Origin of the sequence: Geothrix limicola, from assembly GCF_030268085.1 — a bacterium.
Lineage (GTDB): Bacteria > Acidobacteriota > Holophagae > Holophagales > Holophagaceae > Geothrix > Geothrix limicola.
Window position 1 is genome coordinate 43815 of sequence record NZ_BSDE01000004.1, and the last position, 18913, is coordinate 62727.

Here is an 18913-nt window from a genome sequence, read left to right on the forward strand (position 1 = left end):
CCCGTGAGCCACCTGACCCACACCTCCCTGCGCCACAAGCTGATCCTCGTGATCATGCTGACGGCTGGAATGGCCCTCCTGGCGGCGGGCATCTCCTTTGTGGCCATCGCCAGGTCGGAATTCCGCGCCTCCGTTCAGCGCGAGCTGCAGCTGCTGGCCGAGGTGATCGGGGAGGGCAGCGCGGCGGCCCTGGAGTTCAAGGAACCCGCCGAAGCGAACCGGCTGCTCGCCAACCTCCGGGTCAACACCGACATCGTCGAGGCGGCCATCCTGGACCGGAATGGCCAGCCCTTCGGGACCTATCGCCGGGAGGGCAGCGGTCCCGTCAGCCTGCCAACCGACCTGCACGGGCGGACCTTCCAGTTCGAGTCGGGGCGCATCTGGCTTGCCGCGCCCATCGTGCATTCAGGCGAGCGGCTGGGAACCATCTACCTGCGTGCCGACACCAAGGCCCTCACCACCCGCCTGCTCTGGGTGGCCGGAACCACCCTGCTGGCGACCCTGCTCATCGCCTCGGCGGCCATGGGGCTTGCCTTCAAGATGGGGAAGCTGGTCTCAGAGCCCATCCTCCACCTGACAGAGGCCGCCCACCGCATGGCCAAATCCAAAGATCCGGGGCTGCGGGTGGCCCGGGAATCCGAGGATGAGGTGGGCTCCCTGGTGGATGCCTTCAACGACATGCTGGACCGGCTGGGAGAGCGCCAGGCCCGGTTGGAGGAAGCTCAGCATCTGGCCCGCCTGGGGAACTGGGCGATCCAACCCGGCCTGCAGCACACCGAGTGGTCTGAGGAGACCTTCCGGATCTTCGGCCTCGAGCCGGGTGTCCACCCGATACCAGACCAGGAGGCTTTTCGCGCCCTCATCCATCCGGAGGATCTGGTTCCGCTGGAGGCCGCCTTCCTTCGCTGCTGGAAGGAGGCTGGCCGCTTCGAGATCGATCACCGCATCCTCCGCCCGGATGGCAGCCTCGGCTGGGTCCACACGTCGGGCATCTGCCTCCGGGATGGGGAAGGCCAGCTGATGATGCGCGGCACCGTCATGGACATCACGGAGCGCAAGCATGCCGAGGCGGCCATGCTCCAGGGGCAGAAACTCGAAAGCCTGGGCGTGCTCACCGGAGGCATCGCCCATGACTTCAACAACCTGCTGGGGGCTCTCCAGGGCTACCTGGACATGGCCCGGATGGATCTGCCTGAAGGGAGTTCTGCGGAGAGCTATCTCGGCAAGGCGGAGCGGGTGATCCAGCGCGCCTCCGAGCTCATCCGCCAGATGCTCGCCTATTCGGGGCGGGGCCAGTTCCAGGTGAAGCCCCTCGATCTGGGCCAGCTGGTGAAGGAGATGGGCCATCTGCTCTCCATCTCCATCCCCAAGAAAGCGGAACTGGTGGTCCAGACGGCGGATCCCCTTCCTGCGGTGGTCGCGGACGCTGCCCAGATCCAGCAGGTGATCATGAACCTGGTGATCAACGCCGGCGACGCCCTGAAAGAGCAGGGGGGCTACATCAAGGTGCGCACCTATGCGGAGTCCCTGGATGAGGAGAGCCTGGCCGCCACCTACGCGGGGCAGGCCATGGTGCCGGGTCCTTTCGTGGTGCTGGAGGTCGAGGACAACGGGCATGGCATGGACGGAGATACCCTGGCCCGCATTTTCGACCCCTTCTTCACCACCAAGTTCAAGGGCCGGGGCCTGGGCCTGGCGGCCCTTCTCGGCATCGTGAAGGGCCATAACGGGGGCATTAAGGTCTACAGCGAAGTGGGACAGGGCACGACGTTCAAGGTCCTCCTGCCCGCCTCCCAGGAGGTGGTGGCCGCGGCGGAGGAAAAGGTCCAGGAGGATGCCTATCGGGGATCCGGAACCGTGCTCCTGATCGATGACGAGGCCAGCATCCTTTCGGCCACCGGGGATTTCCTCAAACGGATGGGGTTCGAGGTGCGGACCGCCAGCAATGGCTTGGAGGGTGTCTCCCAGGTCCTGGAGCACCCGGGAGAGTGCCGGCTGGTGCTGCTGGACCTCACCATGCCTCAGATGGACGGAGTCGAGTGTTTCCAGCGCATCCGCGAACTGGAACCGGGCCTGCCCGTCATCATGACCAGCGGATTCAGCGCAGGCGAAGGCATCGAGGGACTCTGGGACCAGGGCCTGTCCGGCTTCCTGCAGAAACCCTACAGCCTTGCGACGCTTCGCGCCAAAGTCAGGGAGACCCTCGGATGAGATTTCGCCTCGGGGCAGGTCCAATATTCGCATCGGCCGCCGAGGCGGCCGATGAAGCGGGCAAGCGCCCGAGGTCTGCCATGGGTCATGGGGATGGATGGAGGCGATGCACCCTTTCCGCAGGGCTCCTGCTGGGAGGCCCGCTATCGGCTTCGTCCTTTTCTGCAGCGGGCGATGCCCAGGTGAATGCCGGTCCCCAGCTGAACGAGGTGCGCGGCCTGCCCCAGATGAGCCTGGAGGAGCTGCTTTCCGTGAAGGTGTCCGTGGCCACCCGAACCGAATCCACGGTGCTGGAGGCGCCATCCATCGTGTCGGTGTTCACGGCCGATGACTTCCGGCGGATGGGGGCCCGGGACCTGAGGGATGTGCTGCGAACGGTGCCGGGCTTCGAGCTGGGCATCCGCAGCCAATTGGGCTACACGGAATTCGGGGTGCGGGGCGTCATCACGGACAACACCGAGAAGGTGCGCATCCTCGTGGATGGCCTGCCCGTCAACGAGAACCTGGAAGGCAGCGGCACCATCATCTTCGGCGACATGTCCCTGGACAACGTCCAGCAGATCGAGATCATCCGGGGGCCCGGCTCGGCGCTCTACGGCACCAACGCCTTCCTGGGCGTGATCAGCATCCTCACGAAGGATGCCTCCAACTCCGGTGGGGCCACCACCGTGTCGGCCCGTGGCGGCAGCTTCAACACCCGCGAGGGCAGCGTACTCAGCGGATGGTCCGGCGGGCGGTTCCGGATCTCGGCCTACCTGCACTACCTGGATACCGATGGACCCGCGCCCTCTGTCGCGCAGGATGCCCTCCAAGTCTTGGCGGGTCCGCCCGACTTCTCGGCCCTGAACCGGGGCATCTCCCTGGCGGGCACTCCGGCGGGCCACATCCACGCCTTCCGCAGACAGCTCAGTGCGCAGGTCAAGCTGGACTACCAGGGCCTCACCTTCAACGGTGTGTTCACCAATGCGCACAAGGGCCCCTATCTGGGCACCTATTTCGCCGTGAACGAGCATTCGGACGCCCACCCCAGCCAGGCCCAGGGAACCCTGAGCTACACCCTACGGCCCGCGGAGGACTGGGTGATCGAGCCCCGGCTCTACGCCTTGCACTACATCGCCGACAACCGCTGGAACGACGCCCCGAACGGGTACCGGATGCCCGATGGGCAGGGCGGAACCGTCGACTACACCCAGGGGAGCTACGAGATCAACCGGGCCACGCAGCAGACCCGGGGCGCCGAGGTCAAGGCCACCTGGTCCCCGGCCGGGCCCCACCGGGTCATCCTGGGTGGTTCTCTGGAGGAGCAGAAGCTTTACGCCCTGACCAACTTCGCCAACGTCCCTGGCTTCGGGCTGGATCGGATGGTACCAACGCCCTCCATCATGCGGAAGGAACCGGTCCGCACCCTGTCCTCGGCCTACCTGCAGGACCAGTGGGCGCCCGCCCAGGCCTTTGCCCTCACCACGGGGTTGCGGATGGACCGCTACAACGATGCGGGGACCTCGATCACGCCCCGCCTGGCGGCGGTCTGGAGGCCGGATCCGGCCTGGCACGTCAAGCTCCTCTACGGCGAGGCCTTCCGCGCTCCGACCTTCGTGGAGTCCTACCTCTTCGCCGCCAACGGTTTCATCCAGGGCCGTGAGGACGTCAAGCCCGAGACCATCCGGACTGGGGAATTCGAAGTGGGCCGTCGCCTGGGTTCCGCGGCCCTCTGGCGCGTCGTGTTCTTCGAGAACCGCATCACGAACCTGCTCAACCTGGTGCCCGTACCCGGCGGACTCCGGTATCAGAACCTCCCCGAGGTCACCACCGTCAAGGGGATCGAGACCGAACTGACCCTCACACTCTCCAGCACGCTGAGCGGCTACGTGAACGCCTCAGGGCAGAGCGGGCGGAACGGGGCCACCGGCGAGACCCTGGTGGGCATGGCCAACTGGCGCGGCAACCTCGGCCTCAATGCGGCCTTCTCGGATCGCCTGAACCTTCATGCGGCCCTGGGCGTGGTGGGACCGCGACTGCGGGGCACGGGGGATGCCCGCCCCGATCTCCGGGGATATCGGACCGTGGACCTGGCTCTCACCTTCACGCCTGTTCCCGCCCTGGATCTCAGCCTCTCGGCCCACAACCTCTTCGACGCCGACCAGCGCTTCCCCTCCGTGTCCGTGCCCCTGCCCGGGGACCTGCCCTGGGAAGGGCGTTCCATCCAGGCGGGTCTGAGCTGGCATTTCTGAAGGCCGGCCCGCCTCGATCAGCGCTTAAGGGTCTCCGCCCAGGCCTCGATGCCTTCGGCGAGGTCGGGAACCCCGGGCCCGAAGCGGGCGCCGCCCAGCCAGTGCAGGTTGGGCGGCAGTTCCTGGAGCAGCCGCGCCGCTCGGGCGCCGTGGCCCGGTTCCAGCAGGGGGAAGGCGCCGGGGGCCTGCTCCAGGCGCGTCTGGACCGGGGGAGCCAGCTCGGGCAGCCAGCGTTGGAGCTCCTGGAAGACGCCGGGCCAGGCCTCCAATTCCGCCTCCACCGGATAGGCGCCGCCCAGATAGGCGCGCAGCTGCAGCAGGCCGGGCACGCCGCGGGGATCATCGGCCGCGAGGCCCACAACACCCAGCAGGCCACGGCCTTCGAGCGGATGGAGGAGCAGCCCGAAGCCCCGCTCGCAGCCGGGGACGGCCGGATGGCGGCTGTGCCAGACGCGCAGATCCAGGTGCGGAATCCCGCCGAGCCGATCCGCCGCGACGGGCGCCAGGGGCCGCAGCAAGTCAGCGGCGACGCGCGCGGGAAGGGCCAGCACCACGGCGTCCACGTCGAGACCGGAATCCTCGCCCCGGATGCGCCAGCGCCCGCCGGGCAGGGCTTCCAGGGTCCGCACCGGGTGGTTCCTCCGCACGCACCCGAGGGCCTTCGCGAGGGCGCCTGCCAGCGCGCCTGTGCCGCCCGCGGGCAGGCGCGTGCGTTCGCGGCCCGCGCCTGGCCTTCCGCTCAGTCCTGCGCCCGGTCCTGCGCCCAGTCCTGCGCGTAGTCCGCCGAGGAGCAGTCCGCCCCGCGCTTCCAGGCTGCGGAGACGAGGCAGGGCCTCCATACCGATGCGTTCCGGCGGCGCGGCGAAGACGCCCGCCACCAGGGCCGGCAGCAGCTCCCGCGCGAAACCTTCGCCGAGGCGGCGGGCGAAGAAGGTGTGCAGCGAATCGTCCACCATGCCACCGGCGGGAATGAAGGGTTCCGCCAGCATCCGGAGCTTGGCGGCGAGGCTCAGCCCGGGGGCCTGCAGGAGCCCCCCCAGGCTGGCCGGGCTGGGATGACGCCGGCCCCCCTTTCCCAGCCACCGGGGGCCCTTGGGAGCGGTGGGACGCAGCTCGAGGTTCAGCTCGCGCAGCACGCGGTCCAGGGCGCCGCCCCGCCCCACGAGCAGGCCCTGGGGCCCGCGTTCCAGGCTTCCGGGTTCGCCGTCGGGCCCCGGCCAGGCGAGGGTCTGGGCCCATCCGCCCACGCTCGCCGAGGCCTCCCAGACCTCCACCTCCAGGCCCGCACGGTGCAGGTGCCAGGCCGCCAACAGGCCGCTGAGGCCGCCGCCGAGGACGAGGAAGGTCTTGGGGGCGGTCACGCGTCCGGCCTCAGGCGAGGGGGCGGGTCCGCAGTCCCCGCACCTCGCGGAACAGCGCCTGGATCAAGGGCAGATCCTGCTCCAGGTTGCCGCTGGGCGAGAAGGGGGGCATCAGGTGGATCACGTGCTCCGCGAAATCGAAGGACACGGGGAGGATGGGCACGCCGGCCCCCACGGCGATCTGGTAGAAGCCCGTCCGCCAGCGGCTGACGCCCTTGCGCGTGCCCTCAGGCGCCAGCCCGAGAATGAGCGCGGGAGAGGATTCGAAGGCCTTCACGCAGGCCTCCACCACGCCATGGCTGGCCCGGCGGTCCACGGGGATGCCGCCCAGCCAGCGGAGGAAACCCTTGAACGGGGCCTTGAAGAGCGAGTGCTTGCCGAGCCAGGAGACGCGCAGCTCAACGGCGAAGACCAGCGCCACGCCCAGGGGGAAATCCCAGTTCGACGTGTGGGGCGCCACGACAGCCACGCACTTGGTGGCTTCGGGGAACGCGCCTTCGACCCGCCAGCCCGCCAGGCGCAGGTAGGCCTTCCCGAAGGCCCGCCAGAACCAGCCGCGGTCCTGGCGCAGGATCGCGGGGGGCAGGGGATGGGCGGCGGCTGGCTTCAAGGGCACCTTCTGAGGCGGGCATCCAGAGTAGCCGGGACTTTTGGTAGACACGAAGCGGGCGCCGCCAGGCGCCCGCTTCGCACGTTCTCGGTCGACTTTACTTGGAGGCGACGTAGGCCTTGAGACCAGCAGCATTGGGCTTCATGGCCTTTTCGCCCTTGTGCCAGTTGGCGGGGCAGACTTCGCCGTGCTCTTCGCTGAAGTCCACGGCGTCCAGGAGGCGCAGGACTTCTTCGACGCTGCGGCCCAGGTCGTTGTGGTTCACGGTGATGTGCTTGAGGATGCCTTCCTTGTTGATGATGAACAGGCCGCGCAGGGCGATGCCGGCGGGCAGCAGGACGTTGTAGTCCTGGGCGATGGTCTTGTTCAGGTCGGAGACCAGGGGGAAGGTCACGCCCTGGATGCCGCCCTCCTTGCGGGGGGTGTTGACCCAGGCGTGGTGGCTGAACTTGGAATCGACGCTCACGCCGATGACCTGGGTGTTGCGGGCTTCGAATTCCTTGATCGCGTCGGCGAAGGCCAGGATCTCGGTGGGGCAGACGAAGGTGAAATCGAGGGGGTAGAAGAAGAGAACGACCTTCTTGCCCTTGTAATCGGACAGGGAGACCTGCTTGAACTCGCCGTTGACCAGGGCGTCGGCCTTGAAGTCGGGTGCGGGCTGGGTCACGAATGCGGCCATGATGCCTCCATTTCGGGGGGGATCCCCGTGGGTTTCGGTAGGAAGAATCAGGCTACGCCGGGGCACCAGGGGGTTCAAGGAAATTGTCTGACCAAAATGGTCGACTATATCAAACCCATGGGTCAACTGATTGACGGGATCGGGGGATTTTTCCGTTTCGGATTTCCAGAGTGTCAATGCCGAGGCCGGCACCGGGGCCCGGGATGCAGGCACGTGCTAGGCTGCGAGGTTTGGGATCCGAGGCATCCGCATGCAGCCCATCCAGCTATCCATCTTTTCCGAAACGGCCCGCCTCAAGCAGGTGGTGGTGCACAACCCCGGCCCCGAGGTGGACCAGATGGTGCCCGGGATGATGGAGAAGCTGCTCTTCGACGACATCCTCTATGGCGACCTGGCCCGCCACGAGCACGCCCAGTTCCGCCAGGTGCTGGCGCGGGTGGCCGACGAGGTGCTGGATATCCAGGATCTCTTCATCGAGGCCCTGCACGACGAGGGCGTGAAGCTGGGCTTCATCGAGGATCTGCGCCGGCTCGTGGGCCTGCCGGACGACACCTGCAACCTGCTGCGCGACATGAGCTCGGCGGACGCGGCCCGCAGCGTCATCGGGGGCCTGCCCTGGGAGGACATGCCCAGCCATACGCCCTGGGAGCAGGAGTTCGACTACCGGGTCCGTCCCATCCCCAACCTCCTCTTCATGCGCGATCCGGCCTCGGTCATCGGCGACGGCTACAGCGTGAACTCCATGGCCACCTGGGCTCGCGAGCGCGAGCCGCTCATTCTCAGCTACGTCTTCCGCCACCACCCGCGCCTGAAGCACCACACGGACCACGACAAGTGGTTCGATCAGGTCACGCCCCTGGTGCGCGGCGACATCAAGGCCCCCGTGAGCATGGAGGGTGGCGACATCCTCGTGCTCAGCCACAAGGTGCTGGCCGTGGGCTGCAGCGAGCGCACCCAGGCCGACGCCATCCAGCTGCTGGCCGAAAGCCTGCGGGCCCACAGGGCCGAGGATGAAAGCAGCTTCGACCACCTGCTCATGGTGCTGATGCCCAAGAAGCGCAGCGCCATGCATCTGGACACCATCTTCACGCGCACCAGCGAGGACGAGTGCCTCGTCTATCCGCCCTACTTCCTGGAGGGCAGCCGCGAACTGCTGAACGTCACAAGCATCGATCTGCGCCATCCCGAGCTGCGCATGAGCACCCACCCCAGCCTGCTTCAGTCGCTCAGGGCCGTGGGCATCGACCTAAAGCCCATCTTCTGTGGCGGCAAGGATTCCATCCTGCAGCAGCGGGAGCAGTGGACCGACGGCGCCAACGCCTTCTGCCTGGCGCCGGGCGTCATCACCAGCTACGGCCGCAACCTGGCCACCGCCGAGGCCCTGGACCAGGCGGGCTACCGCGTGGTGACGGCCAAGCAGGTGCTGACCGACGAAAGCCTGGATCTGCTGGACGGGAACAAGTACCTGGTCCAGATCGAGGCCAGCGAACTGAGCCGGGCCCGGGGCGGCCCCCGCTGCATGACCATGCCCCTGGCCCGGGCCGGAGCCTGATGGATCCGGCTATTTGGTCATCTAAACCATTGAAAACAATAGTCAAGCGAACCTGAACCCGGTTGCTGTTAAGCTGCCTCTTCGCTCCTCGTTCCCTCGAGGCGCTTTTTTTTATGGCCCCCATGACCCCGAACCCCACCCCCACCCTCCGGCACCGCCTGGAGTACGGGACCTTCCTCCTGCTGGAGGGCATCCTCGGCCGCCTGCCCTGGGCCACGGTGCAGGCGGTGGGCGAGGCGACGGGCCTGCTCTTCTACCTGGTGGATCCGCGGCACCGCCGCATCGTCCGGGAGAACCTGCGCTTCGCGGACCTGGGCCTGGACGAGGCCCAGACCCGGGCCCTTTCCCGGGCCTGCTTCAAGCATTTCGGCGCCCTGTTCGTGGGCCTGCTGCGCCTGCGCCGGGCCACCCCCGAAGAACTGGACCGCTGGATCAAAGTGGAAGGGCTGGAGCACTTCGACGCCGCCCAGGCGGGTGGCAAGGGCTTCATCCAGCTCACGGGCCACTACGGCAACTGGGAGGCCATCGCCCTGGCCCAGAGCCGCCACGGACGTACCCTGGATGTCATCGGCCGGGAACTGGACAACCCGCTGCTGGAGCCCATTTCCAACGGATTCCGCACGAAGTTCGGGAACCGGGTGATCTTCAAGGATGGGGCCGTGCGGGAGTCCCTGAAATCGCTGAAGGCCGGTCGGGGCGTGGGCTTCCTGCTGGACCAGGACGCCCTCACCATGGGTGTGTGGGTGAAGTTCCTGGGGCAGTGGGCCTCCACCTTCGGCACGGCCGGCACCCTGGCCACCCGCTTCAAGCTGCCGGTGCTGCCGGTCTTCAGCTGGCCCAACCCCGACGGCACCATCACCGTGCGCTTCGAACCTCCCTTCGAGGTGCCCGTCACCGGCGACGCCGCCGAGGATGTCCGGGTGGCCACCCAGATCATGACCAGCCGCATCGAAGCCCAGATCCGGAAGGATCCCCGCTGGTGGTTCTGGATGCACCGCCGCTTCAAGACCCGCCCCAGCGCAGGCCACCCCCTTCCCCCGTCGCTTCTGTCCCAGGAATGAGTAGAATGGCTCTCAACCTCCCCTGACTGACCCGGGCCCCACGGCCCGCCTTTTTTTGACCCTCCTTTCCCGGAATGCCCCATGCCCAAGCACGTGCTCGCCAAGCTCGAGAAGGAACTGAAGGACATCAAGCAGGCCCTCCTGGTGGACATCCCCCAGGAGATCGCCCGCGCCGCCGGGCAGGGCGACCTGTCCGAGAACGCCGAATATGAACAGGCCCTGGCCAAGCGCGACATGTTCCAGAACAAGATGGTGACCCTGGAGAAGCGCATCGCCGAGGTGGCCAGCCTGGACATCAGCCGCCTGCCCAAGACCCGGGCGGCCTACGGCTCCAAAGTCACGATCCTGGACCTGGATTCCGAGGAGGAGTTCACCTACACCCTGGTGCTCCCGGAGGAACTGGATGGCCATCCGCAGCATCTCAGCATCAGCTCCCCCATCGGCAGCGCCCTGGTGGGCCAGGAGGAGGGCAACGAAATCCGCGTCCTGATCCCCGCGGGAGTCCGGCGCTTCGAGATTCTGGAACTCAAGACCATTCACGATGTAGCCTAGACGTCCCCAGGAGGGGAGATGAATAAGTACAAGCGCGAGCAAAAGTGCTCCTTCTGCGGCAAAGAGCCTCACGAGGTGGAGCAGCTCCTCGCCGGGCCCGAAGCCTTCATCTGCAACGAATGCCTGGAGGCTGGCCAGCTGCAGCTGCGCATGAGCCGCCAGGGCAAGCCCCTGGGCAAGCACGAGGCCCGACTCAGCCGGCCCAAGGAGATCAAGGCCTTCCTGGATGACTACGTCATCGGCCAGGAATCCGCCAAGAAGCGCCTGAGCGTGGCCGTCTACAACCACTACAAGCGCATCCTCACCCCCCGCAAGGCCCTGGGCGCCACGGAAGTCGAGCTCTCCAAGAGCAACATCCTGCTGCTGGGCCCCACGGGCACCGGCAAGACCCTGCTGGCCCAGACGCTCGCCCGCTTCCTGGACGTGCCCCTCGCCATGGCCGACGCCACCACGCTGACCGAAGCCGGCTACGTGGGCGAGGATGTGGAGAACATCCTCACCAAGCTGCTGCAGGCCGCCAACTACGACGTGGAGCGGGCCCAGCGCGGCATCGTCTTCATCGACGAGATCGACAAGGTGGGCCGCAAGAGCGAGAACCCCAGCATCACCCGCGACGTGTCGGGCGAGGGCGTGCAGCAGGCCCTGCTCAAGCTGGTGGAAGGCACCGTGGCCAACGTGCCGCCCCAGGGCGGGCGCAAGCATCCGCACCAGGAGTTCATCCAGCTCGACACGAGCAACATCCTGTTCATCTGCGGCGGCGCCTTCGTGGGCATCGAAGACATCATCAAGCAGCGCATCCGCGCCAAGGCCGTGGGTTTCGGCAGCACGCCCTCCTCCAAGGAGGACAAGGAGAACCTGCTGCGCCTCGTCGAGCCCGAAGACATCATCAAGTTCGGCCTCATCCCCGAGCTGGTGGGCCGCCTGCCCGTGGTGGCGGGCCTCTCGCCCCTGGACCGCGAAGCCCTCGTCGCCATCCTCACCCAGCCGAAGAACGCCATCACCAAGCAGTTCGTGAAGCTCTTCGACATGGACGACGTGGACCTGAGCTTCGAGGACGGCGCCATCGACGCCATCGCCGAGCAGGCCCTCACCCGCAAGCTGGGCGCCCGCGGCCTGCGCAGCCTGGTGGAGCAGATCCTACTGGAGCCCATGTACGAGCTGCCCTCGGACAAGCGGACCTCCCGCGAGGCGCTCCGCATCACCCGCCAGAAGGTCGAAGAAGTGCTGGGCCTGCCCTCGCACCCCATCTCGGCCGCAGGCTGAACCGAGGCCACCTGCCCTAAGGCGAACTGATTATGGCCGTTCCCAAGACCCTCACCCTGCCGGCCATTCCCATCCGGGACATGGTGCTGTTCCCCGGGGCGAGGGTGCCCTTCGTCGTGGGACGCTCGGCCTCGGTGCGCACCCTGGAGCTGGCCATCAAGGCGGGGGACCACCTCCTGATGCTCACGCAGAAGGACGCCAAGGTGGAGACGCCGGGCCAGGATGATCTCTTCGCCATCGGCACGTTGGCCCTGGTGGAATCGGTCATCGCCCTGCCCAAGGACTACTACAAGGTGGGCGTGAAGGGCATCGCCCGGGTGAACCTGCGCCGCTACGACGACAGCGGCGAGGTCATCCAGGCCGAGGCCTACCTGCTGCCCGAGCCCTCCCATGCCGCGGGGGAATCGCTCCAACCCTTCCACCAGGCGGTGGAGGCCTTCCTGGGCCGCAACTCCGATGCCTCACGGCTGCTGAGCCTGGACCAGATCCGCGAACTGCCTCTCGGCAAGGCCATCGACACCGTCGCCGGCCTCGTGCCCGCGGAGGTGAAGCAGAAGCAGGAGATCCTCGACCAGCTGGAGATCGAGCCCCGCCTCGAGGCGCTCATGCGCCTGCTGGAACTCGACGCCGCCCGCTCGGACGTGGACCGCACCCTGGACGAGAAGACGCGCCAGCGCCTCGACCAGGACCACAAGCAGTACGTGCTGAACGAGAAGATGCGCGTCATCCAGCAGGAGCTGGGCAAGAAGGAAGAAAAGGACGAATCGACCCGCCTGAAGGACCAGATCGAGGCCGCGGGCATGAGCGCCGAGGCCAAGGCCAAGGCCCTGGAGGAGCTGGAACGCCTGGAGGCCATGCCGCCCCAGAGCGCCGAGGCCACCGTGAGCCGCACCTACCTCGACTGGCTCGTGGCGCTGCCCTGGCAGGCCCTGGCGGATGAACGCCTCGACCTGATGGAGGCCGAGCGGGTGCTGGACGAGGACCATTCGGGCCTCGACAAGATCAAGGCCCGCATCCTCGAACACCTCGCCGTCATGGCGCGGCTGCGGAACGTGCCGCCCAAAGCCAGAGACGGGGCCGGGGAACCCAATGAGGACCGCGCCCCGCTGCGCGGCCCCATCCTCTGCCTCGTCGGCCCTCCGGGCGTGGGCAAGACTTCGCTGGCTCGCAGCATCGCCCGGGCCCTCAACCGCCCCTTCGTGCGCCTGTCCCTGGGCGGCGTGCGGGACGAGGCCGAGATCCGCGGCCACCGGCGCACCTACATCGGCTCCATGCCGGGCCGCATCATCTCGCTGATGAAGAAGGCCAAGGTCCGCAACCCGCTCATGCTGCTGGACGAGATCGACAAGATGGCCTCGGATTTCCGCGGCGATCCCAGCAGCGCCCTGCTGGAAGTTCTTGATCCCGAGCAGAACGCCAGTTTCCAGGACCACTACCTGGACGTGGGCTTCGACCTCAGCCAGGTGCTCTTCCTGGCCACGGCCAACATGCGCCACCAGATCCCCGAGCCTCTGGAAGACCGCCTCGAGGTGCTGGAACTCAGCGGCTACACCACCAAAGAGAAGCTGGCCATCGCCCAGCAGCACCTGCTTCCGCGGGCCCTCGAGGGCCACGGAATGAAGGACATGGGCGTGCGTTTCGAGCCCGCCGCCCTTGAAAAGCTCGTGCAGGCCTACACCCGCGAGGCGGGCGTGCGCCAGCTGGAGCGCGAGATCGCCAACATCCTGCGCAAGCTGGCGCGGCACACGCTGCAGCCTCACCTCCTGGATTCGGCGGGCGAGGTCTTCGATCCCGTCATCACCGCGGACCGCGTGCCCAAGCTGCTGGGGCCCGAGAAGATCCTGGAGAATCGCGCCGAGGATACGGCCCCGCCGGGCCTGGTGAACGGCCTGGCCTGGACGCCCACGGGCGGTGACCTGCTCACCATCGAGGCCGCCGTGCTGCCGGGCAAGGGCAACCTCAAGCTCACGGGCAAGCTCGGCGAGGTCATGCAGGAGAGCGCCAACCTGGCGCTGAGCTACGTGCGCGCCCGGGCCGAGCGCCTGGGCCTGAAGCGGGACTTCCTCGACACGGTGGACCTGCACGTCCACGTGCCCGAGGGCGCCATCCCCAAGGATGGCCCCAGCGCCGGCATCACCCTGGCCACGGCCCTGATCTCCGTGTTGACGGGCATCCCCGCCCGCGCCGACATGGCCATGACCGGCGAATTGACCTTGAGGGGCCGCGTGCTGCCCATCGGCGGGCTCAAGGAAAAACTGCTGGCCGCGCACCGCCAGGGCCGCAAGGCCGTGCTCATCCCCAGCGAGAACGCCCGGCATCTGGAAGAGGTGCCCGCCGAGGTCCGCGAGCAGCTCAGCATCCACCTCGTGAGCCACATGGACGAGGTCATTCAGCTGGCTCTCACCCGCATGCCCGAGCCCCTGGGGCCCGAGTCCGCGTCCCCGGCCGCGCCGGCCCCCCCGCGCGAGAAGCCCGCCACGGCGCAGTAATCCCGGAGCGCCAGCCTGCTACCCCCCAGCCTGCTAACCTAGGTCTCATGCGTTTCCTCTCCAGCCACGTCCTCCACTTCGTCGTCATGGGTCTGGGCATCGCCCTGGTGCTGGGGCTCCTGCATCCGACCACGCGGCCCGAGCGGACGCGGGCCTCGATCCTCAAGCACGCGGCCGGGCTCATCGGCATCGGGCTGGCCCTGGCCTGGCTGATGTACCTGCTGCCCCGTCATCCCGTGCGCTTCTAGGAAGGCCGATGGTCGAGAAGGTCCTGGGCCTGTGGGCCACGCTGGAAGCGGGCTGGGAGCGGGCCCGGAGGACGGCCGCGGAGCTGTGGCACGAGATCGCCCGGGCCGTACCGCCCCTGGGCCGCGCGGGCTCCTTCACCTTCGAAGTGCTGAGCAAATACCAGAAGGATGACTGCCTGAGCTACGCGGCAGGCCTCAGCTTCTGGCTCATCGTGAGTCTGGTGCCGCTGTCCACGCTGCTCTTCAAGCTGCTGGGCACCATCCTGGGCAGCCGCGCCTACGGCCCCGGCACGCTCAAGACGCTGCAGGAGATCGTGCCCTATCTGCCCAAGGAATTCGTCTACGACGCGGTGGCCAACAGCCAGAAGATCGGCGGCATGGGCCTTTCCTGGATCGTGCTGCTCTTCGGCAGCTATTGGGGCGTCAGCCAGCTGGACACGAGCCTGGCCCACGTCTTCGGTCTGCGCATCAAGAAGCACCGGCAGACCCGCAAGAACCACCTGCTGCGCCAGGTGGTCTTCCTCGTCGTCGGCCTCCTGTCGACGGTGTTCTTCCTGGCGGTCCTGATCGGCGGCGCGCTGCGGAAATTCCTCCCCGTCAAGCAGATCGACCTGCTGCCCTTCCTGGGGCCCCTGATCGGCCTGGTGGTGATGACGATGGTGCTGCAGCACCTTCCCCGGCTGCACGTGAAGTTCCGCCACGCCTTCCTCGGCGCGGGAATCTCCACGGCCCTCTGGTGGGTGGCGAAGTGGGGCTTCGGCGTCTACCTGCGGCACACCATGACCTGGGGCATCATGTACGGCTCCCTGCTGGGCATCGTGGCGGGCCTCACCTTCCTCTACTACAGCTGCGCCATCCTCCTGCTGGGCGCCGAGATCACCGCCATCTTCTACCGCCACGAGACCGCCGCCACCACCGTGCCTCCGGGGCTGCGGATGAAGGCCGGGGAGCTCGTAAGGCCCGGACGTTGAACCGCTAGGGGCCCGGTCGCGATTCTTCATCGACTCTTCATGGAGCCGGGCCTTCGGGTCGATGATGGAGCTGTCGCACAGTGGGCACAGAGGAGGCGGACCTTGGGGTTTTTCACGAACGACGAGGCGGAACTGGCGCGGACCTTCCTGACCCAGGGCCACGTGCTGGCCCCGGCCGCGGATCGCGTGCAGCTGGACCGGATCCGCCAGTTCGTGGTGGAACGCACGGCGGCGGCCCTGGGCGAGGCGCCCGGCGGTGATCATGGTGAAGATCCAGGCGCCTACCTGGACGGCATCCACACGCGGCTGGACCGGAGTCGCCTCAACGAGCTGCGCCTCGGCCTCATCGAGGGCCTGCGGGCGACGGACTGGTTCCGCGAGGCCTACTTCGCCTGCGGCCGCCCGCTGCTGGAGGCCCTCGTGGGCAACGAGCTGGTGATGCAGCGGGGCCTGGGCCTCTCCATCCAGCTCCCGGGGGACGAATCCTCGCTGCTGCCACTGCATTCGGACGTCTGGTCCGAGGATTCGCCCTTCGAGGTGGTGCTCTGGATCCCGCTGGTGGACTGCTTCCGGACCAAGAGCATGTTCATCCTCCCGCCCGAGGCCGACGCGCGCTGGCGGGACCGCATGCACGCCTTCGCGGGAGGTTCCGCCGAGGCCTTCACCGAGGCGGTGGCCGACGACCTGCACTACCTCGAGGCGCCCTACGGCACGGTGCTCTGCTTCACCCACACGCTGATGCACGGCAATCGCGTCAACCGCGAACCGACCACGCGCTGGTCCCTCAACGTGCGTTTCAAGGGGCTCTTCACGCCCTACTCCGACAAGCAGCTCGGCGATTTCTTCGATCCCATCACCCTGCGGCCCGCCACCCGGATCGGCATGGGCTACCGCATGCCCGGCGGGTTCGGAGGTGAGTAAGGGCCATCGCGGCTACATCGCCAGCCGCCCGGTGCGCGGCACCTCGACGCCGCAGCGGGTCCAGAACCTCGTTGTGCGGGACTATGCCCGGCGCCGCGGCCTGACCTACCTGCTGAGCGCCACGGAATACGCCATGCCGGGCTGCACCATGGTGCTCGAGAACCTGCTGGCGGAACTGCCGCGGCTGGACGGCATCATCTGTTTCAGCATCTTCATGCTGCCCCCGGAACCCGAGCGCCGGGCCGCGATCTACGCCCGCATCCTCGCCGCCGGCGCGACCTTCCATGCGGCGCTGGAGAACCTGTCGCTGAGCTCAGCTTCGGACGTGGGGCCCCTGGAGGACCTCATTGCCAGCGCGCTGCTGCTGCCGGAGGTCCCCTTCGCCGGGCGTTACGAGAAGGCGGAGCAGTCGCTGCTGGAGCAGGGCGGTGCTTTTGCCCGGGCGCTTCACCTAGAGGATTGAAGACCGGGCTCAGTCCTCGTCGCGTCCGCGCATGCTGGCGGGGATGCTGTAGCCGTCGGCCTTGTACTCGTTGATCTTGTTCCGCACGGTGCGCAAGGCGATGTCGAGTTGATCGGCACAGTGGGTGCGGTTGCCCTTGAGGGCGCTGAGGGTCGAGAGCAGCCAGAAGCGTTCAAGTTCGGGCAGGCTGAGGCCCAGGGGCAGCACGACGGGGGTGCCCATGGGAACGCCGACGAGGGGCTTGCGGGGGTCGGCCAGCACGGCACCGGCGGGCGCAGCGGTTTCGCGGCGGGCGGGTGCAGGCGCGGAAGGCGGCATCCAGGCTTCGGTCTGGTGGTCTTCCGGCGGGTCCTCGGGCAGGCCTTCGAAGGCTTCAGCGGGCAGCAGCCAGCGCAGGTCCTGCTGGCTGAGGCGCCGACCCTGGCTGAGCACCACACAGCGCTGGATGACGTTCTCCAGTTCGCGGATGTTGCCCGCCCAGGGATGGCGGGCCAGCGCCGCGAAGAAGCTGGGCATGAGCTCGGGCACGGGGCGGTCATTCTCGCGGGCGTAGCGTTCGGCGAAGTGCGAGGCCAGCAGGCTCAGGTCGCCGGGCCGGTCGCGCAGCGGCGGCAGGTCCAGCGGGATGACGTTCAGGCGGTAGTAGAGATCTTCGCGGAAGCGTCCGGCCTTCACCTCGGTCTGGAGGTCGCGGTTGGTGAGGGCGATGAGGCGCACGTCCACGGGGATGGGGCGGTTGCCGCCGAGCCGGTCCACCGTGCGCTCCTGAAGCACGCGGAGCAGCTTGCCCTGCAGGCCCAGGGGCAGTTCGCCGACCTCGTCGAGCACGAGGGTGCCGCCGTCGGCCTGTTCGAAGCGGCCCTGCTTCATGCCGGTGGCGCCGGTGAAGGCGCCCTTCTCGTAGCCGAACAGTTCGGATTCCAGCAGGTTCTCGGGGATGGCCGCGCAGTTGATGGCGACGAAGGGGCCGCTGCGGCGGGGGCTGGAGCCATGGATGAGCTTGGCCAGCAGTTCTTTGCCCGTGCCGCTCTCGGCCTGGATGAGGATGGTGGCGCGGCTGTCGGCGGCGCGGCGGGCCAGGGCCAGGGTTTCGCCCAGGGCCGGATCCTGCGTGAGGATCACCGGAGCTTCGGAGGCCTCCTCGGCCTTGAGGTGGGTTTCGGATTTCAGCGCCTTGTTCAGGGCGGTGGTGAGTTCTTCGGGGCTGAAGGGCTTGGACAGGAAGTCGAAGGCGCCGAGGCGCATCGCTTCCCGGGCGGATTCCAGGCTGCCGAAGGCGGTGATGAGCAGGACGGGCAGGCCGGGGTCCACGGCCTTCAGGCGGGCCGTGAGCTGCAGGCCGTCCATGCCGGGCATGCGCAGGTCCGTCACGACGGCGTCGTAGGCGCCGGGCCTGACCATCCGGAGCGCCTCTTCGCCGCCCCGGGCCTGTTCGGCGAAGAAGCCGGATCGCTTGAGGCTCATGGCCATGCCGTCCCGCATCCCGGGATCGTCGTCCACCACCAGCACCCTAAGGGGAGTCGCCATAGCTGAGCATCCATGTGGTCGACGTGACCACTTCACCCGTTATCGGGTGCCCGGATCGGGACTGGAGTTTTGTGCGGAGCGGCGCTTCTGGATGCGCTTCTGCACCCGCAGGGGCAGGTCGCCGCTGGCGGCCTCCCCGCGCACGGGATCGCCGTGGCGGCGGATCAGCAGGTAGAGCTGGCGGCGGCTCACGCCCAGGCGCTGGGCGGCCTCCACCCGGTTGCCGTAGGCGCGTCGCAGGGCCTGGTGGAGCAGGAAGCGCTCGAGGGCGTGCAGGTTGGTGGCCAGATCCTCGGCTTCGAAGCGGGGCGGTCCGCCGGCCTCCTCCACGGGCAGCTGGCCCAGCAGCTTCCAGCGCAGCAGGCGGTTCCGCAGCTCCCGCAGGTTGCCCGGGCAGGGCAGGGCGCCGAGCAGGGTGGGCAGCGACCCTTCGAGACCCTCCTCCGCGGCGAGGGCGGCCAGCAGGGCGGGGATGGCCTCGGGGTGCTCGTCCAGCCCCGGCAGCCGCAGGGCCAGGCAGGGCAGGGCGGGCGGCGGGGCCGTGCGCGCGGCCACCAGGCCCCGGGGATGCTCAGACAGCCAGGCGGCGCCGGCCTCCGCGCTGTCGGCGTCGAAGCAGGGCAGACCCCGCCGCGCCGCGAGTTCCGCCGCCAGCACCGACACGCCCGAACCGGCGGCGCCGTAGATCCAGAGGGGCTCGGGCCGCGCGATCAGCTCGTCCAGATGTCCGCCCCATTGGGCGTGGCCCGGCAGGAGGGCGAGGGGGATCACGGC

At 68.1% G+C, this 18913-nt stretch carries 16 protein-coding genes; 11 read left to right on the forward strand and 5 right to left on the reverse strand.

Translation table 11 applies throughout. The features are described from left to right. Nucleotides 1–3 precede the first annotated feature (3 nt). Both QSJ34_RS11410 and QSJ34_RS11415 read left to right on the forward strand, forming a co-directional pair. The gene (locus QSJ34_RS11410) at nucleotides 4–2211 is read left to right on the forward strand and encodes a sensor histidine kinase, YfiR-like protein-associated (protein ID WP_285575273.1); all 2208 of its coding nucleotides are present in this window, start codon (nucleotides 4–6) and stop codon (nucleotides 2209–2211) included. A gap of 182 nt (nucleotides 2212–2393) precedes the next feature. Beyond that, nucleotides 2394–4442: a TonB-dependent receptor plug domain-containing protein gene (locus tag QSJ34_RS11415; RefSeq protein ID WP_285575275.1), complete on the forward strand. Its 2049-nt coding sequence runs from the start codon at nucleotides 2394–2396 to the stop codon at nucleotides 4440–4442. A 17-nt stretch (nucleotides 4443–4459) separates the two neighbouring features. Here the strand turns inward: QSJ34_RS11415 and QSJ34_RS11420 are convergent, their stop codons facing one another. The 3 genes from QSJ34_RS11420 to QSJ34_RS11430 all read right to left on the reverse strand — a co-directional run bounded on the left by QSJ34_RS11420 (nucleotide 4460) and on the right by QSJ34_RS11430 (nucleotide 7092). Further along, on the reverse strand, nucleotides 4460–5803 hold the full coding sequence (locus QSJ34_RS11420; protein WP_285575277.1) for a protoporphyrinogen/coproporphyrinogen oxidase: 1344 nt from the start codon (nucleotides 5801–5803) through the stop codon (nucleotides 4460–4462). A 10-nt stretch (nucleotides 5804–5813) separates the two neighbouring features. Continuing rightward, nucleotides 5814–6413, reverse strand: a complete 600-nt coding sequence (locus tag QSJ34_RS11425) for a lysophospholipid acyltransferase family protein (RefSeq protein ID WP_285575279.1) — start codon at nucleotides 6411–6413, stop codon at nucleotides 5814–5816. A gap of 97 nt (nucleotides 6414–6510) precedes the next feature. Then, a complete protein-coding gene (locus tag QSJ34_RS11430; protein WP_285575281.1) occupies nucleotides 6511–7092 on the reverse strand; it encodes a peroxiredoxin in 582 nt (193 codons plus the stop codon). Between the two features lie 250 nt (nucleotides 7093–7342). Here QSJ34_RS11430 and QSJ34_RS11435 point away from each other — a divergent pair, with 250 nt between their 5' ends. The 9 genes from QSJ34_RS11435 (at nucleotide 7343) to QSJ34_RS11475 (ending at nucleotide 16612) form a co-directional block, all read left to right on the forward strand. Continuing rightward, nucleotides 7343–8644 (forward strand): arginine deiminase, encoded by a 1302-nt coding sequence (locus tag QSJ34_RS11435; protein ID WP_285575283.1) that lies wholly within the window; start codon nucleotides 7343–7345, stop codon nucleotides 8642–8644. Between the two features lie 113 nt (nucleotides 8645–8757). Continuing rightward, nucleotides 8758–9705 (forward strand): lysophospholipid acyltransferase family protein, encoded by a 948-nt coding sequence (locus tag QSJ34_RS11440; protein WP_285575284.1) that lies wholly within the window; start codon nucleotides 8758–8760, stop codon nucleotides 9703–9705. Nucleotides 9706–9786: 81 nt separating this feature from the next. Further along, nucleotides 9787–10257 (forward strand): GreA/GreB family elongation factor, encoded by a 471-nt coding sequence (locus QSJ34_RS11445; RefSeq protein WP_285575286.1) that lies wholly within the window; start codon nucleotides 9787–9789, stop codon nucleotides 10255–10257. A gap of 18 nt (nucleotides 10258–10275) precedes the next feature. Next, on the forward strand, nucleotides 10276–11520 hold the full coding sequence (clpX, locus tag QSJ34_RS11450; protein ID WP_285575287.1) for an ATP-dependent Clp protease ATP-binding subunit ClpX: 1245 nt from the start codon (nucleotides 10276–10278) through the stop codon (nucleotides 11518–11520). A gap of 32 nt (nucleotides 11521–11552) precedes the next feature. Next, nucleotides 11553–14009, forward strand: a complete 2457-nt coding sequence (gene lon, locus QSJ34_RS11455) for an endopeptidase La (RefSeq protein ID WP_285575289.1) — start codon at nucleotides 11553–11555, stop codon at nucleotides 14007–14009. 47 nt (nucleotides 14010–14056) lie between these two features. Then, nucleotides 14057–14257, forward strand: coding sequence for a hypothetical protein (locus tag QSJ34_RS11460; protein WP_285575291.1), 201 nt, complete (start codon nucleotides 14057–14059; stop codon nucleotides 14255–14257). Between the two features lie 8 nt (nucleotides 14258–14265). After that, complete coding sequence (locus QSJ34_RS11465; RefSeq protein WP_285575293.1) at nucleotides 14266–15228, forward strand: YihY/virulence factor BrkB family protein; 963 nt, start codon at nucleotides 14266–14268, stop codon at nucleotides 15226–15228. 102 nt (nucleotides 15229–15330) lie between these two features. Continuing rightward, the gene (locus QSJ34_RS11470; protein ID WP_285575295.1) at nucleotides 15331–16149 is read left to right on the forward strand and encodes a sporadic carbohydrate cluster 2OG-Fe(II) oxygenase; all 819 of its coding nucleotides are present in this window, start codon (nucleotides 15331–15333) and stop codon (nucleotides 16147–16149) included. Next, nucleotides 16142–16612, forward strand: coding sequence for an LIC12192 family sporadic carbohydrate cluster protein (locus tag QSJ34_RS11475; RefSeq protein WP_285575296.1), 471 nt, complete (start codon nucleotides 16142–16144; stop codon nucleotides 16610–16612). Before QSJ34_RS11470 ends, QSJ34_RS11475 begins: the two co-directional genes overlap by 8 nt. A 9-nt stretch (nucleotides 16613–16621) precedes the next feature. Here QSJ34_RS11475 and QSJ34_RS11480 read toward each other — a convergent pair whose 3' ends face one another. Together QSJ34_RS11480 and QSJ34_RS11485 are read right to left on the reverse strand one after the other, a co-directional pair. Then, complete coding sequence (locus QSJ34_RS11480) at nucleotides 16622–18139, reverse strand: sigma-54-dependent transcriptional regulator (RefSeq protein WP_285575299.1); 1518 nt, start codon at nucleotides 18137–18139, stop codon at nucleotides 16622–16624. A gap of 39 nt (nucleotides 18140–18178) precedes the next feature. Continuing rightward, a complete protein-coding gene (locus QSJ34_RS11485; protein ID WP_285575301.1) occupies nucleotides 18179–18910 on the reverse strand; it encodes a helix-turn-helix domain-containing protein in 732 nt (243 codons plus the stop codon). Between the last annotated feature and the right edge of the window lie 3 nt (nucleotides 18911–18913).